The 16,277-nt window shown below is 54.5% G+C and carries 18 protein-coding genes and 1 tRNA gene; 12 read left to right on the forward strand and 7 right to left on the reverse strand.

Translation table 11 applies throughout. The features are described 5' to 3' along the window. The first annotated feature begins 42 nt into the window (after window positions 1-42). Genes hisG through B2R48_RS07460 form a run of 4 tightly spaced genes read left to right on the forward strand, consistent with a single transcriptional unit; the run spans window position 43 to window position 2,960 of the window. Complete coding sequence (hisG, locus tag B2R48_RS07445; protein WP_008891763.1) at window positions 43-702, forward strand: ATP phosphoribosyltransferase; 660 nt, start codon at window positions 43-45, stop codon at window positions 700-702. After that, a complete protein-coding gene (gene hisD / locus B2R48_RS07450) occupies window positions 692-1,987 on the forward strand; it encodes a histidinol dehydrogenase (RefSeq protein WP_296999200.1) in 1,296 nt (431 codons plus the stop codon). Before hisG ends, hisD begins: the two co-directional genes overlap by 11 nt. 43 nt (window positions 1,988-2,030) lie before the next feature. Continuing rightward, window positions 2,031-2,507 (forward strand): UPF0262 family protein, encoded by a 477-nt coding sequence (locus B2R48_RS07455; RefSeq protein WP_044828074.1) that lies wholly within the window; start codon window positions 2,031-2,033, stop codon window positions 2,505-2,507. 6 nt (window positions 2,508-2,513) lie between these two features. After that, entirely contained in the window at window positions 2,514-2,960 is a 447-nt protein-coding gene (locus B2R48_RS07460; protein ID WP_044828075.1) for an arsenate reductase ArsC, read from the forward strand. Window positions 2,961-2,972: 12 nt separating this feature from the next. Here the strand turns inward: B2R48_RS07460 and B2R48_RS07465 are convergent, their stop codons facing one another. Then, entirely contained in the window at window positions 2,973-3,467 is a 495-nt protein-coding gene (locus B2R48_RS07465) for a GNAT family N-acetyltransferase (RefSeq protein WP_296999203.1), read from the reverse strand. A 257-nt stretch (window positions 3,468-3,724) separates the two neighbouring features. Here B2R48_RS07465 and infA point away from each other — a divergent pair, with 257 nt between their 5' ends. The 5 genes from infA (at window position 3,725) to B2R48_RS07490 (ending at window position 6,472) form a co-directional block, all read left to right on the forward strand. After that, window positions 3,725-3,943: a translation initiation factor IF-1 gene (gene infA / locus B2R48_RS07470; RefSeq protein WP_007092059.1), complete on the forward strand. Its 219-nt coding sequence runs from the start codon at window positions 3,725-3,727 to the stop codon at window positions 3,941-3,943. Window positions 3,944-4,092: 149 nt separating this feature from the next. Further along, on the forward strand, window positions 4,093-4,674 hold the full coding sequence (locus B2R48_RS07475) for a Maf family protein (RefSeq protein ID WP_296999205.1): 582 nt from the start codon (window positions 4,093-4,095) through the stop codon (window positions 4,672-4,674). 2 nt (window positions 4,675-4,676) lie between these two features. Further along, window positions 4,677-6,077 carry a ribonuclease E/G gene (locus tag B2R48_RS07480; RefSeq protein ID WP_296999207.1) on the forward strand — a complete coding sequence of 467 codons (1,401 nt, stop codon included), beginning with the start codon at window positions 4,677-4,679 and terminating at the stop codon, window positions 6,075-6,077. A gap of 1 nt (window position 6,078) precedes the next feature. Beyond that, window positions 6,079-6,279: a DNA gyrase inhibitor YacG gene (locus B2R48_RS07485; RefSeq protein WP_062956190.1), complete on the forward strand. Its 201-nt coding sequence runs from the start codon at window positions 6,079-6,081 to the stop codon at window positions 6,277-6,279. A 117-nt stretch (window positions 6,280-6,396) separates the two neighbouring features. Beyond that, a tRNA-Phe gene (locus tag B2R48_RS07490) sits at window positions 6,397-6,472 on the forward strand. A gap of 58 nt (window positions 6,473-6,530) precedes the next feature. Here the strand turns inward: B2R48_RS07490 and B2R48_RS07495 are convergent. From B2R48_RS07495 to B2R48_RS07505, 3 genes are all read right to left on the reverse strand, one after another. After that, window positions 6,531-7,019 (reverse strand): hypothetical protein, encoded by a 489-nt coding sequence (locus B2R48_RS07495; RefSeq protein ID WP_213473924.1) that lies wholly within the window; start codon window positions 7,017-7,019, stop codon window positions 6,531-6,533. A 375-nt stretch (window positions 7,020-7,394) separates the two neighbouring features. Continuing rightward, window positions 7,395-8,411 carry a hypothetical protein gene (locus B2R48_RS07500; RefSeq protein WP_296999210.1) on the reverse strand — a complete coding sequence of 339 codons (1,017 nt, stop codon included), beginning with the start codon at window positions 8,409-8,411 and terminating at the stop codon, window positions 7,395-7,397. Window positions 8,412-8,543: 132 nt separating this feature from the next. Further along, window positions 8,544-8,984: a hypothetical protein gene (locus B2R48_RS07505; protein ID WP_213473926.1), complete on the reverse strand. Its 441-nt coding sequence runs from the start codon at window positions 8,982-8,984 to the stop codon at window positions 8,544-8,546. Window positions 8,985-9,402: 418 nt separating this feature from the next. Here B2R48_RS07505 and B2R48_RS07510 point away from each other — a divergent pair, with 418 nt between their 5' ends. Beyond that, on the forward strand, window positions 9,403-10,950 hold the full coding sequence (locus B2R48_RS07510; RefSeq protein ID WP_296999214.1) for a CYTH and CHAD domain-containing protein: 1,548 nt from the start codon (window positions 9,403-9,405) through the stop codon (window positions 10,948-10,950). A 38-nt stretch (window positions 10,951-10,988) separates the two neighbouring features. Here B2R48_RS07510 and B2R48_RS07515 read toward each other — a convergent pair whose 3' ends face one another. Both B2R48_RS07515 and B2R48_RS07520 read right to left on the reverse strand, forming a co-directional pair. Beyond that, window positions 10,989-12,467: a cryptochrome/photolyase family protein gene (locus B2R48_RS07515; protein WP_296999215.1), complete on the reverse strand. Its 1,479-nt coding sequence runs from the start codon at window positions 12,465-12,467 to the stop codon at window positions 10,989-10,991. Between the two features lie 132 nt (window positions 12,468-12,599). Further along, entirely contained in the window at window positions 12,600-14,120 is a 1,521-nt protein-coding gene (locus tag B2R48_RS07520; protein WP_296999217.1) for a PLP-dependent aminotransferase family protein, read from the reverse strand. A 120-nt stretch (window positions 14,121-14,240) separates the two neighbouring features. Here B2R48_RS07520 and B2R48_RS07525 point away from each other — a divergent pair, with 120 nt between their 5' ends. Together B2R48_RS07525 and B2R48_RS07530 are read left to right on the forward strand one after the other, a co-directional pair. Continuing rightward, the gene (locus B2R48_RS07525) at window positions 14,241-14,876 is read left to right on the forward strand and encodes a pyridoxamine 5'-phosphate oxidase family protein (protein ID WP_296999219.1); all 636 of its coding nucleotides are present in this window, start codon (window positions 14,241-14,243) and stop codon (window positions 14,874-14,876) included. A gap of 108 nt (window positions 14,877-14,984) precedes the next feature. After that, window positions 14,985-15,725, forward strand: coding sequence for a PDC sensor domain-containing protein (locus B2R48_RS07530; RefSeq protein ID WP_062956172.1), 741 nt, complete (start codon window positions 14,985-14,987; stop codon window positions 15,723-15,725). Here the strand turns inward: B2R48_RS07530 and B2R48_RS07535 are convergent. Continuing rightward, complete coding sequence (locus B2R48_RS07535; RefSeq protein WP_062956170.1) at window positions 15,712-16,080, reverse strand: hypothetical protein; 369 nt, start codon at window positions 16,078-16,080, stop codon at window positions 15,712-15,714. The genes B2R48_RS07530 and B2R48_RS07535 overlap by 14 nt on opposite strands. Between the last annotated feature and the right edge of the window lie 197 nt (window positions 16,081-16,277).

Here is a 16,277-nt window from a genome sequence, read left to right on the forward strand (position 1 = left end):
ACGGCCACCGGATAACTGAAAAACGCGTAAGGCGACTGATTGATGAGTGACGAAAAGCTGGTGCTTGCCCTGCCCAAGGGGCGCATTCTTGACGAGGTGATGCCGCTGGTACGATCCGCCGGGATCGAACCCGAAGCCGCATTTGATGATCCGAAATCCCGTGCTCTTCGGTTTGCCACCAACCATCCGCATATTGATATCATTCGTGTGCGCAGCTTTGACGTCGCAACCTTCGTGGCTTTTGGCGCGGCCCATATCGGTGTCTGTGGTAACGATGTCCTGATGGAATTTGACTATCCGGATATCTATGCGCCGCTTGATCTTAATATCGGCCATTGCCGGATTGCTGTTGCCGAACCCGAAGAAATGATCGAAGGCGATGATCCGTCGCGCTGGTCGCACGTTCGTGTGGCAACCAAATATCCGAACATTACGCGTACCCATTTCGCCAAACGCGGTGTACAGGCCGAATGCATCAAGCTCAATGGCGCGATGGAGCTGGCACCGACACTTGGTCTGTGCCGTCGTATCGTTGACCTTGTTTCGACGGGTAATACGCTCAAGGCAAATGGTTTGCGTGAAATCGAACATGTTGCCGATGTGACGTCTCGTTTGATCGTCAATCGTGCTGCGCTCAAAACCCGCCCGACTGATATCCAGCCCTGGATCGACCGTTTTTCCGAGGTGCTCAATGCCGCTTAAGCTTTCCACTACTGACGCAAGTTTTGAGGAAGATTTCGTCAAGCTTCTGGGCATGAAGCGGGAATCCGATGCAGATGTCGATGCGGCCGTTGCCAATATTATCGATGATGTTCGCACACGTGGTGACGAAGCGGTTTGTGAATATACCAATCGCTTTGACCGCCTGAATATCGACGCTTCAGGCATGGCGGTGACCGCCGCCGAAGTTGATGCGGCCATAGGCGACATTGATGCAGGCCTTCTGAAGTCGCTGGAACTGGCCGCAACGCGCATTCGTGCCTATCACGAAAAGCAAATGCCCGCCGATGAACGTTACACCGATGAAAGCGGCGTTGAGCTGGGCTGGCGCTGGCGTGCCGTATCTGCGGCAGGTCTTTATGTGCCGGGTGGTCTGGCATCCTATCCGTCGTCGGTTCTGATGAATGCCATTCCGGCAAAGGTTGCCGGCGTTGAGCGCCTTGTCATGGTGGTGCCGACCCCCGATAACAAAATGAACCCGCTGGTTCTGGCCGCGGCCCGTATTGCCGGCGTTGACGAGATTTACCGGATTGGTGGCGCACAGGCGATTGCGGCGCTTGCCTATGGTACGGACACCATCAAGCCTGTCGACAAGATCGTGGGTCCCGGAAACGCGTTCGTCGCGGCCGCAAAACGCCGCGTATTTGGTCAGGTCGGTATCGACATGATTGCCGGGCCTTCTGAAATTCTCGTCGTTGCCGATGGCAGCAATGACCCAAGCTGGGTGGCCGCCGACCTGTTGTCGCAGGCCGAACATGATCCGGTGGCGCAATCCATCCTGATCACGGATGACGCAGGTTTTGCCGATCAGGTGCAGGTGGCGATTGATGTGCATCTGGAAACCCTGCCGCGTGCAGAAATCGCGGGCGCAAGCTGGCGCGACTTTGGTGCAATTGTTTTGGTCGAAAATCTGTCGCAGGCTCCGGCCCTTGTGGATCGGATCGCACCGGAACATCTGGAGCTGGCGGTAGACGACCCGGATGCACTGGCAGAAGAGATTCACCATGCCGGTGCGATTTTCCTGGGCCGTTACACCCCCGAAGCCATTGGCGACTATGTTGCCGGGCCGAACCATGTGCTGCCAACGGCGCGTTCGGCGCGGTTCTCGTCCGGTCTTGGGGTTCTGGACTTCATCAAGCGGTCATCGCTGATCAAGTGCACACCCGAAAGTCTGGCAAAGATCGGACCGGCGGCAATCGCCCTTGCAGAAAGCGAAGGTCTGCAGGCACATGGACTTTCGGTAGCGATCCGGTCAAACCAGATGTAAGCTGTTGCAATGCAGCGTGTGAGGGGACCGCAGGGAGAGAGCCATGGCAGAAAACCAGTGTATTGCCGGTATCTATCTTGACGAGAAATACAAGGTAAGGCGCCGTCCTGAGGTCGAGCACGAGCAGGCGGTGGCGATCTATGACCTTCTGGAAGAGAACCATTTCGAACCCGCAGGCGGGTTTGAAGGGCCGTATTCGGTACATATGCGCATCGAAGACAACCGCATCTATATGGATGTGCGCGGCGATGATGATACCGAAAACCTTACCACCATTCCCGTGCCGCTTTCGCCATTTCGCCGGATCGTCAAAGACTATTTCATGATCTGTGAAAGCTATTATGACGCCATCAAAAAGGCCAGCGCTGCCCAGATCGAAACCATCGATATGGCGCGTCGCGGTCTTCACAATGAAGGGTCCGAACAGCTGCGCGAACTGCTTGCCGACAAGGTGACGATTGATGAAAATACCGCCCGTCGCCTGTTTACGCTGATTTGTGTCCTTCACATCCGGGGTTAAGGCACGGTGGCAGAAGAACTTCCCGGCTCGGTTCTTTTTGCCTGCAGCTACAATGCCGTGCGTTCGGTGATGGCTGCTGCCCTGATGCGTCACTATCACGGGACCCGCATTTATGTTGAAAGTTGCGGGGTGCGTGCCGGTGACCTTGATGGCTTTGCCGTGGCGGTAATGGAGGAAATCGGTCTTGATATTTCCTCATACAATTCCAAAACCTTTGATCAGCTTGAAGACGGCTTCTTTGATCTGATCATCACGATGTCCCCCGAGGCCCAGCACCGTGCGGTCGAAATGACCCGCACGATGGCGTGCGACGTGGAATTCTGGAATACATTTGATGCCACGATTGTCGAAGGTTCACGTGAAATCCGTCTGGAAGCCTATCGCCAGGTACGTGATCAGATTAAAAAGCGCATTCTTGATCGTTTTCCAATCGGGCCTGCGCCAAAAGTCTGACCGGGTGGGTCGTCAATTCGATCTCGCCAGGGCGTCGAACGCATCACCGTCCAGCACATAGATCTTCTCATCATCGGCGTGACGCATGCCAAGCTTCTCATAAAACCGTTGGCCCACTGCATTTTCGGCATCAACCGATAGCCGGATATACGATTTGCCGCTGGCATGGGCGTGTTTGGCAACCGCGCTGACCAGACGTTTGGCAAAACCGCCACCGCGATGGCTTGGCGCGACATAAAGGTCCTGAATATAAAGCCCGGCCCGTCCGCGGAATGTCGAATAACTTGGAAAGAACAGGCACATGGCGACCGGCGTGTCATCGTCAATGGCGATCAATGCTTCAAATGCACGGTGCTCGCCAAATCCGTCGCGCGCCAGATCTTCGGGGGTACTCGCAATCTTGTCCGCGCATCCTGTTGCCTTTCCGATCTCGCAAATCATGGCATGAAGTGCCGTTGCGTCATCACGTTGCGCAAGACGTATTTCAATGGTGTGAGGATTGGTCATCAGGTGGCTTTCTGCATGGTGTCATAGACAAGGAGGTATCCTAGGATGCAAGGAGACATTCGGAAAGGGGGCAACCGACGTTCTTTTGGTCGCGGTCGGTTTGGGGGCGGTTTGACAAGACCAAGACTACGCCATTCGTTTAACGCAGTGCTGTAACGCCCTGCTTTGGGCGTGAAAGGACTTGACCTTTTGCCCGGTTCAGAGCAGTTTGCGGCCCACCGGTATTTTGATATTGCAATACGAAAGCTAGGAGTCACATGGCTAAAGAAGACGTTATCGAGTTTCAGGGCACTGTCGTTGAACTTCTGCCCAATGCGATGTTTCGCGTGAAGCTGGACAATGACCACGAAATCCTTGCCCACACCTCGGGTAAAATGCGCAAGAACCGTATCCGTGTTCTCGCAGGTGACCGTGTCAGCGTCGAAATGACCCCTTATGACCTGACCAAAGGTCGTATTACCTTCCGTTTCAAGTAATCTGAAACCACGACCAAGCGCAAATTGACCTTGTCTGGCGGGGCGTTTACCCTTGCCGTCAGGGTGCATTTTGCTGCCTGCATCGAAATGTGAGTATCCATCACATTTCTGATCGGAATGGTCTGGGACGGATATCCGGGAGCCACATCTTGTCGAAACTGATATTGGCATCTGCATCGCCGCGCCGTCTTGAGCTGCTTGCGCAGATCGGAATTGTGCCAGATCAGGTTGTTCCCGCAGATATCGATGAAACACCCGAGCGCGATGAAAGCCCGCGCCGGCTTGCCCTTCGCCTTGCCGAGGAAAAGGCACGTTTTGTTGCCAAGACCAATGGCGGGGCCTTTGTGCTTGCCGCCGATACGGTTGTCGCCTGCGGCCGACGTGCGCTGGGCAAGGCAGAAGACGTGGCCGAGGCGCGAAACTTCCTGACCCTTCTTTCAGGGCGCAGGCATCGGGTCTATGGTGGCATGTGCCTGATTGCGCCCGACGGCACCACGCGTTCACGTGTGATCGAGACACAGGTAAAGTTCCGAACCCTGGGCGAGGATGACCTGAACCGTTACCTGTCCCATGATGAATGGCAGGGTAAGGCAGGCGCCTACGCCATTCAGGGCTACGGAGCGACCTTTGTAAAGGCGATCTCGGGATCGTACTCCAACGTCGTCGGACTGTCGCTGTGCGAGGTGGACGGTCTTCTGCGCGGCCTTGGCTATACCCCCAAAGAGGTTTGATCATGGCAGTTGGCGGCACCCATCATACCCGCCTGCTGATTGACGCCGTCGCGCTTGAGCGCAGGGTTGCCCTGATCGAGAATGACCGCCTGACGCGATTGTGGATTGATCGCGGTGGTCCCGCACGCTTTGATATCCATCTTGGCCGTGTTTCAAAACTGATGCCTGAAATGGCCGCTGCCATGGTTGCTCTGGACGGTATGGCTGACGGGCTTCTTCCGTTTGATCGCTATCACGGCCCGCTTCATGAAGGGCAGTGGGTTCTCGTCCAGATTTCCCGTCTTGGTTTTGAAGACAAGGGTGTAAAGCTTACCGGGCGGATTGCAATCGAAGGGGTCGGCATGATCCTGCGCCCGGGCGCAAACCATATCGAACTGCCCCGCAAGCTTAAGGACGGGGTTAAACGCGCCGAACTCCTCGACTTGCTGAGCACACTTCAAGCCGATGCAGACGGCATCATGCTTCGTTCGGTTGCGTTGGATTGGACGGCTGATACGATTACGGCTGAATACAAGCTTCTGAAATCACAATTGCAAAAGGCCCAAAAGGCCTTGTCTGAGGCATCCAGGCCGCAACTGGTCAGCAAGGCGCAATCAGAAACCGATCAGGTGATCGAGCGGCATCTGATGGCGGGCGGCGCATGTGTTGTTGATGGAACAGGCGAATTCGTACGCCTGCGTGGATTGCTCACCATGCTTGGCAAGTCCGATGGCAATCTTGTGCGCCATGTCGGTCGTCGACTGTTATTCGATGATCAGGATATCGAAGAAGAAATTGCCGCTGCTTTGGCACCGCGCGTTGAACTGGACGGCGGAGGCTGGATCGCGATTGATCCGGCGACCGCACTTTGTGCCATTGATATAAATGCCGCCGGGGCAGACGCCGGGCGCGACAGCGAAACCCGTGCGGTCGACGTCAATCTTCGGGCGGCAACCGAAATCGTGCATCAAATCCGCCTGCGCAACATCGGTGGCCTTGTGGTGATTGATCCGCTTCGCATGAAATCACGGGCAGGGCGCGACAAGTTTGACGCCGCAATCCGTGATGCCTTTGGCGACGAACTTGATGGTGCGGTTCAGATTGGCGGCTTTACCCGACTGGGGCTTTATGAATTCAGCCGACAACGTGCTGGCGAATCGCTTCGTGCCACCTTGTTTGCACCACGGGGACGCGCCCGTCTTTTGCCGGATGCAGCACTGAATTCCGTTGTGCGCGCCGCTGTTGCAGAGACCCGAAACGGGGTGAGCGGGATGATTGATCTGTCCGTAAACTCCGATGTGGCAAAGACACTTGCGGACAGGGACGATGCGATCCAGATCCTGACAAATGCCTTTGGGGTTGCGCCGAAAATTGTCGCGGACCCGACCCTTGAAGACGATGCCTATCGGTTGGAGAAGAACTAGCATGAATGAAAAAAAGACAACGAAAACAGCCAGCTCGGACTGCGTGGTTTGTGGCAAGCCGGCCGATGAAAAATACAAGCCGTTCTGCTCCAAACGCTGTGCAGACCTCGACCTTGGCAAATGGATGAATGAAAGCTACGCCATTCCCGCCAGCGAGCCGCCAGAGTATCTCGAAGACCTTGAAGATGAAGAAGAATTTTAATCCGACGCGTGATCGTAAAAAAAATGCGATTTGAGGCTGGACAAGCCCCAAAGGAGTTTGTATAACCCCGCTCGTTCCGCAGGGAACACTCCGGAAACGGAGACGAAAGTCGGATTTGCCCAGGTAGCTCAGTTGGTAGAGCAGTGGACTGAAAATCCGCGTGTCGGTGGTTCGAGTCCGCCCCTGGGCACCATCTTTTGGTAGCCAAAAAAACCCGGCCTTCTGGCCGGGTTTTTTGTTTTTGCGCCCGGTCAGTCCGGAACCGGCAGGGTGAACGAAATCTGTGTATCGTACATATCAATGCCGGACGCGATTATAGTGCCCTGATCATTGAGCTGAAAGAACCCGCCAGCATAGGTACCATCATCGGCGCAAAACAATTCCCACAAGCCATCGAAATCAGGTACTTCGCTGGTGTACTCAAACCGGCCCCGGCAGGTTTGTTCGCCATATACATCAATCAGGCCTTCAGCTTCGTTGGCTTGAACCAGGGCATCATAGCTTGTCAAAGGGCCCAGGCGCGGCCAGCCAATACTGATCTTTACGACACCTTTTTGGGGATAAGGCTCTTCAAGGTCCGTTTGGATGTTTGAAGATGCTGGTTGAGGTGTGCTTGTGCAACTGCTCAAGAACAGGGAAGCCCCCAAGCTCATAATGGCAGTCATAGGGCCAATACGCATCTGCTCTCCGATCTTTCGATAGTTTCCTTGCAACTGTACGGTTGCGGCAGCAATGCGCAAGTAACGTATCCGTTTTATCTGATTTAAGGTGCGTACGTAATTGTGAAGATCAAACTCGATCTGGGACCGGTACGTCGAATGAAACATCACCGCGCGCGGTACTTCTTGACCGGCTGTCTTGGTCTTAAGCCGCAGTATTACGCGACAACAGGTTCATCTGGCTTCGTAGAAGCATCGACCAATACACAGAGTGCGCGGGCAGCAATGAAATTCTATTGGTTTGGGCCAAGAGCCCTGATGGGCGTGCCGGGCCGTTTATAGGAAACCCGGCCTTGTGGCCGGGTTTGTTGTTTTGGCGGGCTGAGCTTCGCAATTGTATTGGCATCGACCAAAACTGAACGAAGCGCAGAACCTGTCTTTCGTTGGTGCGCCAGATTATGGCTGTGGAAGCAGCAGTGAAAACTCAACCGCATCCTTCGCGTCATTTTCACCTTCCGCGATCAGGCGTCTGGTTTTGTCGACGCGGAAATCGCCGGATGCGAAATCTCCTGCTTTACAATTGGCAAACCATGTCCCGGCTTCGGGGGTGTCATATTTCGTGACACGGAATTGCAAGTTGCATTGATCCTTGCTCGGGCCAGCGAACTTCAATGCGCCGCCGTAATCCCTCACAGAAATATTGGCTGCAAGATCACTATCTTGCAGGTTGTTTCCCCAAGACATATCGACGGTTCCCTCATATGTCCCCAGTTTGGTGTTCGAGACCCAGTCTGTTCCTGCTGTCTGCGATGATACGTCGGCTTGGCCGCCATCTGACCCACAACGCGCCGAAGGCAACCCGTTTACCTGCGCTGCATAAGCTTCGCGGTCGTCAATGACAGAGAGCTGTTGTGTGAAACGTGGCATGTTGAATTCAGACTGACCGCAATAGAATGCCGTGACAATTGTATCAATGGTGCCACGGTCACTGTCGTAGATCTTGACGCCGCGAACTGCGCGCACGCCAAACTTTGCGACTGTGCAGTTTGGAAGATCATTGAGCTTTGCATCGCCGTAATAGCCAACGGCCTTGCCATTTGCGTTTGACGTTATCGGAATGGCATTTTGGATGACGATACCAGTGTTTTTGAACGTCGCGCGAAACTCGTCCTCGTCTGCCAGTTCTGCTTCGGTTTGTGTGACGAACCAGCCATCGAATGTATGTGCCGTCGTCACAAAGCCCTGACCGCAGGCCAGTTCCCATTTGTCATTCTGTACCTGACCATTGTTGCGTTCGTTCTGTTCCAGTTTTGTCACTGGCACGTTTGAGATGGTCGGAACGTTGAACCTGGATTTCCCCAGCGGTTTTTGCTCCCATTCCGAGAACTTGTTGTTCTTCGTTGTCTGGCAACCTGCCAGCAGGGTTGCAATCGCGCCAACGACCAGAAATTTGATCTTCAGTTTGGAATTCATTTTTGCCCTCAGTATTTTATGTCCCAAAACCAAGATAACGACTTGTGAGGGACAAGAAACCTGTTCATAGGTGGGGGAAGGCCTGAGGATGAATCAAAGCTGATTTTACGCATAAAACGGAATGCGGAAGGTTCAATTTGGAATGGCAAGCGCGAACGAGACGTCTTCGCCATTGATTGCCGTGCCAACGCCTTGAATGTTTCCCTGAACATCGATCCGGAAATTCCCCGCGGCATAGCTTTCGTCGGGGCAAACGATTTCCCACCAGCCATGCGCAGGGGACAGGCGGTCGTCACGGACGTATTTCCCAAGGCAGGTCTGCGCACCATAGATGTCGATCAAGCCGCTAAACGCGTTCGCGCGAAGCCGCGTGTTATAGCGCGAGAACGGGCCAATCCGCGACCAGTTCAAGGTGATTTTGACTTCTTCATCGACGGTATACTGCACCGCCGATGAAGATTGCTTTTCCTGCCATGCCTCAAAGTTAACATCAGGTCCGGTATTGCACCCGATTAACTGGCTTACGACCCCAATGATCAGTGTTGTCTTGAAGATCCGGGCAAGGCTTTGCATTTTCACGCTCTGACTAATTGAATTTGCGGTGACTTTAACTGACATCGGACCGTTCGCAAACGACAGGGTTCAAATATCAAAGTACACCATCTCAGCCATTCGGAATCGTTTGTCTGGCAATGGCTTTGCAACTGTCTTGACCGGTAAACATTCGAGTTATCCCGTTGGAGAAAAGCGTTAAGTGAACCTGATTTATTCAATTCATTTTCGTATGAAAACAAGTGCTTGAGCAAAGTGTTGATTGGCCTTTTAAGGCTTGATTTCGTGGGCGTTTTTTGCCCTTTTGTTGCGAAAATCTTACATTCCGCTAACATCAGTCTCGCTTCGTGTTTCAACCCGCTGAAACATAAAATTGGTTACTACTTGATGGCGGAACAGTGCTGATGCGCTGTTATAATCACTCGCTTAGGGGAACCAGATGGCCGAGAAGCAGATCGAAATCGAACTCAAACTTCGCATCGATCCAAAGCACGTTGCGCGCCTGAAAAGCGCACCGGTTCTGCGTGAAGTCAAGGAAGGCCGTCGTCTGGTGACCACGCACCTTGTCTCCATCTATCATGATACGCCCAAACTATCATTGGCTGACAAAGGTTTGGCGGTTCGCCTGCGCAAGAAGGGTACGCAGGGCTGGGAACAGACCGTCAAGGCAACCAACGGTTTGCGTGAAGCCTTGCCCGAACGCAATGAGTGGACGGTCGAGCTTGAAGAAGGTGTCCTTGATCTTGATCGTTTTACCGACAAGGGTGTCAAAAAGCTTCTCAAGAAGTTTGTGAAGAAAAAGAAGATCGACCGCATCTTCGAAAGTGACCTTAAGCGTGGCGCGGTGGACTTAACCTATCGTGATGCGGTCATGGAGCTTGCCATTGATCAGGGCGTTGTGCGTTCTGGTGATCAGGAAGTGCCGATTTCCGAAGTCGAGTTTGAACTGAAAAAAGGCCATCCAGCGGCCCTGTTTGATCTTGCCCTTGAATTGCAACGCACCGTGCCGCTGTTGCTCAGTATGCGATCCAAGGCTTCTCGGGGGCGTGATCTTTACCTTGGCAAGGGGCCGGGGGCCTATCGCGCAGCTGCGGTCAAACTGACCCCGGATATGTCGGCTGAAACCGCCTTTCGTGCTGTGATCGCGCAAGGACTGCGCATGATCCTGAGCAACGAGGTCTGCGTGCGTCAGGATCTTGATGTCGAAGGCTGCCATCAGATGCGTGTCGGCATGCGCCGCCTGCGGGTGGCGCTTAACCTGTTTAAGAAAAACCTGCCTGCGGGCGAAGCCGTCTTGCTGCGCCGGTTGTTGAAGCTTTGCAGCAAGGGGCTTGATGGCCTGCGCGATTGGGACGTGTTCCTGACCGAGACACTGCCGATGATCGAGGAACGCTTCCCGGATCATACCGGTGTTGCCGAACTGCGAAAGGCCGCGGAAAAACAGCGCGAGGCTGCCCTTGCCAACGCGCGCAAGATGCTCGATCAACCGGAATATGGTCAGTTGCTTTTGCTGCTTGGCGCATGGGCAAGCTATTCGCGCTGGGCATCAGGGGCGACTGCCGCGCAGATGAAGGCGATGGCCGCACCGGTGTCTGAGATGGCCGAGCCGCTTTTGGAACAGGCCTATAAACGGGTCACCAAACGCGATGATCACGTTGCGGGTCTGACGACGCCACAACTTCATGCGCTTCGTCTTGATGTCAAACAGATGCGTTACGGGACCGAGTTTTTTGGCGCGATTTACGGTTCGAAAAAGGTCAAGAAGTTCCGCTCCAAACTCACGACGATGCAGGAAATTCTGGGACAGCTTCAGGATGCCGCCGTTGCAGAGGCACGGTTGATGGCACTGGCCCCACAGCTTTCAAAAGACGGGATGATTGCGGTGGGGCTGATATCGGGCTGGTTCGGGGCCCGTGCCGATCATCGTCTTGAGGGGATCGAAGACGCCATGCACGATTTCACCGACCAGAAGGTTTTCTGGAAATAGAAAACCGTCGCTGCCAGTTGCGCAAAAGGCTGTCGGGATTACCCGGCAGCCTTTTTCATGTCCTGATAAGCTTCAAGAGCCCGCTCACGGCCTTCCTTAAGTCCGATCAAGGGTTCGGGGTAGGTTTTCCCCAAAGTTACGTCAGCGGCCTTGAGGATGAGCGGGGAGGCTTCCCATGGTTTGTGGATATATTGTTCGGGCATGTCACGCAATTCCGGCACCCATTGGCGGACATAGTCGCCCTTGGGATCAAACTTTTCGCCCTGAAGCACCGGATTGAAAATGCGGAAATAGGGGGCGGCATCGGCCCCGCACCCACCGATCCATTGCCATGAAAACGGGTTGTTGGCCGGGCAGGCGTCAACCAGCGTGTCATCAAACCATGCCAGACCATCTTGCCAGTGGATCAAAAGATGCTTCACCAGGATCGAGCCGACAATCATCCGCACGCGGTTATGCATATAGCCCGTGTGCCAGAGTTCGCGCATGCCGGCATCAACAATCGGAAAACCTGTTTGGCCTTTTTGCCAGGCGCGAAGGCCTTTTGCGTCTTCTGACCACGGGAAATGCTTGAACTGGCCCTGAAGCGGAACAGAACGCAGATCGGTTGCATGATACAGGATGTGATGGGCGAATTCCCGCCAGCCGAGCTCGGCGATGAATTTCGAGGCGGTCTTGCCCTTGCCCGGATTGGCGTCGGAATAGTGGTTGGCCGCATGCCAAACCTGATAGGGGCTGATTTCGCCAAAGCGCAGATGCGGTGAGAGTTCTGACGTTACCCGGCGATCCGGGCGGTCGCGCATATCGGCATAATCGGTAAGACGATCATCGATAAAGTCAAAAAGCTGGTCTTTTGCGCCCTGTTCGCCGGGGGTGAACCGCTCGTCAAGGCCAACGGCCCAGTTCACCGGCTTAGGCGACAGGTCAAAGTCGGTGATGTTGATTTGTCCATCAACCGTGCCCTTGAACAGTTCAATGCTTTTCGGGGGTGCATGGGGCTCACGCGGTGTCGGCAGCTTCTGACAAGCGCGCCAGAACGGGCTATAGACCTTGAAATCTGTGCCTTGCCCAGTTTTGACGTCCCACGGTTCAAACAATAGATTGGCCTTGTGGCTTTCGCAGGTCAGGCCTTGATCCTGAAGGATCGTTTTGATGTCAGTATCGCGCTTGGTCGATGGCTTGTCATAAAGACGGTTCCAGAATACGGCCTGAACAGGTTTGTCGTCAGCGATGTTTTCCAGAATGGATTTTGCATCCCCCGCAAACAAGCGCAGTGCGCGATCAGATTTGGTGTCGCCCAGCTCGGCGATATCGCGGTTCAGCGCAGTCAGGCTTTTTTCCAGCCACCATTTCGTCGCCCCGCCCAACTGATCTGAAATCACCGGATCAAGGATAAAGACCGGAAGCACAGCGCCGTCATATTCCTTGGCCCATTTTTGGGCAGCCAGAAGCGCCGGATTGTCCGCCAGTCGAAGGTCGCTTCGAAACCACATGATCGCGATCGGGCGTTCAGTCATCTGTCTTCCTGCTTGTCTGGGCTGTGTTCTGGGCAATGTCTTGGGGAGATCTGATGCCGGAGGGGAGAGAGCGTCACGACCGTGACAGCGTCTAGAGGGGAAGTCGAGGCGCTCTCTCTGGCTCGGGGTACATCAAGACATACGTCTGATGGTTCTGACCAGTTCACCGAAACTTTGCGAAAGAACATCTTTTTTCCATCCGGCAAAGCCAATCACCAATCCACGCACAGGGACAGCATCGTGTTCTGAGCGGGATTTCTCGAAGTAGGACGACAATGCACGGCAATCCAGACCCACCTTCACCAGTTCTTCCTGCATATTGATATCGTCTTGCGCCCGGGTCAAACGGGCGCATAGGTGCAACCCGCCATCTGATGGCAATACGGACAGGATATCGGATGCATCGTCGGCAATCAGTGATTTGAGGTGTGAACGCCGTTCGCCATATAGCATCCGCATCTTGCGCACGTGACTGCCAAAATGCCCCTCGGCAAAAAACGCACCAAGGGCGGCCTGGGTTGTCGGGGCTGGCACGCCATCGGCAAAACCGCGAATACCGCGAAAGGCCGAAACCAGTGCTGGCGGCAGGACCAGGTAACCAAGGCGGATCCCCGGAAACATCACCCGTGAAAAAGTGCCGACATAAATCACCCGATTGTCGGTATCCAGTCCCTGCAGGGATGATAGCGGCGGCCCGTCATAGCGATAGTCGCTGTCATAGTCATCCTCGACAATCCACGCATCGTTATCCTGCGCCCACTGCAAAAGCGACAAGCGCCGCGCGAGCGACAGCGTGGTACCCAGCGGATAGTTTCGTGATGGCGTGGTGACCACAATTCGGGCAGGCGAAGGGGTCTTTGTCAGACCTTTAACATCGAGGCCGTCTTCGTCCACTGTGATCGGATGAACAACAGCCCCGCTTGCTGCCAGTACACCACGGATGCCTTCATATCCCGGATCCTCGGTCGCAATGATATCCCCCGGATCGACAAGGGCGCGTGCGGCCAGATCAAGTGCCTGCTGGGCGCCCGAGACAATCATCACCTGATCGGCATCGCAATTGACCCCGCGTGATTGCCGCAGCCATTTGGCAATTTCAGCCCGCAACAGCGGCAGGCCAAGCGGATCATCCGGTATGGTCAGATCGATATCTGGCGCGCGCCATGATCGACGCAGCAATCGCGCCCAAAGATCAAACGGGAAGCCGTCAAGATCGGGGGTCGCCGGGTTAAACGGGCGGGCAACGCGAAAGCGCGGAAACCGTCGTTGATAGGTCAGCATGCGCTGGGCACTTTTGCTGAGCCGGACTGGTCGGTCTTTGGGGGCGATGGGGTGTCTGGCCCTGGCGTTTTGGCTGGTTTGCATGTCACGGTCGGGCAGTGTGCTGGCCACAAAGCTTCCGGCACCGACGCGGGTTTCAATATAGCCTTCTGATGTTAGCAGATCGAAACTGGCCACCACCGTATTGCGCGATATGCCAAGGGACCTTGCCAGATCGCGACTGGCGGGCAGGCGTTCGCCCGGATGCAAACGCCCGTCAAGGATAGCCGATCTAATCCCGTGATACAGACGGCGATAGGCCGTGATCCTGCCCTGATCGTCGGTATCACTGATCTGACTTGGATAGATCCAGCTGTAATCGCTGCGTGGCATCGCGTCCCCGATGAATAATTGGTTCTGTCATTTTTATTATAATGGACCTTTTGAAAAGTCCAATTTGATCCATGATCGGGCCAAATTCGACGTCCGGTTTTTTGAAGAAGAGGTCCCGCCATGTCTGATCAATATGAAGTCCAGCCCCACACCAAAGTTGTACGGGGCCCCAACCGTGCCAGTTATGATCGCACGCAAATTCACGGCATCATTGATGATGCGTTGATTTGCCATGTCGGCACCGTGGTGAACGGGCGCCCGGCGATGATCCCGACGGCCCATTGGCGGGTGGGGGAGCGGATCTATATCCATGGCGCCTCCAAGAACCGCATTCTTGCGGCGATTGCCGATGGGGCAGAAGCCTGTCTGTGCATTACCCACCTTGACGGATTGGTGATGGCGCGTTCGGCATTCCATCATTCGGCCAATTATCGGTCTGTGATCATCTATGGTCACGGCACAGTCGTGGCAGATGACGCCGACAAGATGGAACATTCCCGTCTGTTTACCGAAAAACTTGAACCGGGCCGGTGGGACCATATCCGCCAGCCCACCAAACAGGAACTCAAGGCCACCATGTTCCTGGGCTTTGACCTTGATCAGGTATCGGCGAAGGTTCGTGCAGGTGATCCGGTCGATGACGAAGAAGATTACGATCTGGATGTCTGGGCTGGCGTCTTGCCCTGTCATACCGTTTGGGGGGCGCCAATTGATGATAGCCGCCTTAAACCCGGCATCCAGCGCAAGGTGCGCTAGGTCGATCCCGCGTTAATTGTTTCGCCTGTGCTGGCTTCTGTTCGATGTCTGATTTACGAACCGGTCTGTTTTAGGGTACACCGGACGGGAACAGCACAGGATTGAACGATGAAGAAGTGGCTGATTGTCATTTTGGGTCTTTTGGGGGCACCAGGCGGTGCCTTCGCCAATGCCAACAATGTCTCGCTGGAGGAAAACGTCCTTCTGATGGCGACACATGTCGAGAGTATCCTTAATCAGACAGACGGCCTGATGCGCCGCTCTGCCGATTTGCTGCGAAATGCTGGCGGAATGAATGACGTTGTTATTCAGGGAAGCCTTTCGAGCTACACCGAACAGGTCGAAGCTGTACGTGCCTTGCTGTTTATCAATGCAAAGGGCATCCTCACGTTCGATACAACGCGCCATCCGGCACCGGATCTTGATCTTTCGGAACGGTCATACTTTAACGAAACCATCAATTTGGAAGATGATCGCATCCATATCGGGACCCCTGTACTTGGAAAGCAGTCGGGCGTTCCGTTCGTTCCGGTTACGCGGGTGTTGCGCGGTGTCTCCGGCTCGGTAATGGGGGTTCTGGTGGCGGTGATGACACCGGATGCCTGGTTGCCCGCAGAACGCGCGTGCCGACTGTGCTTCTATTCTGCCTTTACCACAAGCGGCCAGACAATCATGACCGCACCGGCCCAAATGCAATTGGCCGATGATTTTTTTGAAAGCCTGATGATTGTTGATGGGCGTTCGGGGATCAGCGAAACAAGGCTGAATACCTATCCCGCACGGACGATGTGGCGTCGTCTGCGCGATTACCCGGTTGTTGTGACCAGTTCGGTCGTTACCATATATTGATGGTCTCAGACGGCTGTTTTTCCATCAGGTAAAGCAGAAAGCTAACGGCCTTCATCTGATCATCGGGTGTAAATTCGGCGGCAGGCTTTCCGATGTGGCGTTCCATGGCAGCCCATATGTCGGCCGGAATTGTTCCCGTTTCGTTACTGATCATTACCGCAAGCTTTCCAAGCTCGTCAGTTGGAAGCATCGTTGGCTGCGTAAGCTGGTCATAGGTCAGGACACTTAGTGTTGCTGACAGCAACGCGATCACAATCGCCATAACCCAAAGTTGCGGCGTTGAAAGCCCGGTTTTCGGATCACTTGTCAGTGGCGCTGCCTTGTCCAGTCGCTTTTGCAGATCAATATCGAGCATATGGCCGTCCCGGCACCCTCATCATTTGACTAAAATGTGCGTGACACATCATAGATGGTTGTATCGGTAAATAACAACACGTGAAAGATGTGTAATCCTAGCCCCTTGAACTCTTAGCAAGGGAGCCGGGTTATGATGACGATCCGTTTGGCGAAAAAAGACGATGTTTCAAAGGTTTCGCAAATACACGCCTTCTG

Source organism: Thalassospira sp. UBA848 (genome assembly GCF_002295455.1).
Taxonomy (GTDB): Bacteria; Pseudomonadota; Alphaproteobacteria; order Rhodospirillales; family Thalassospiraceae; genus Thalassospira.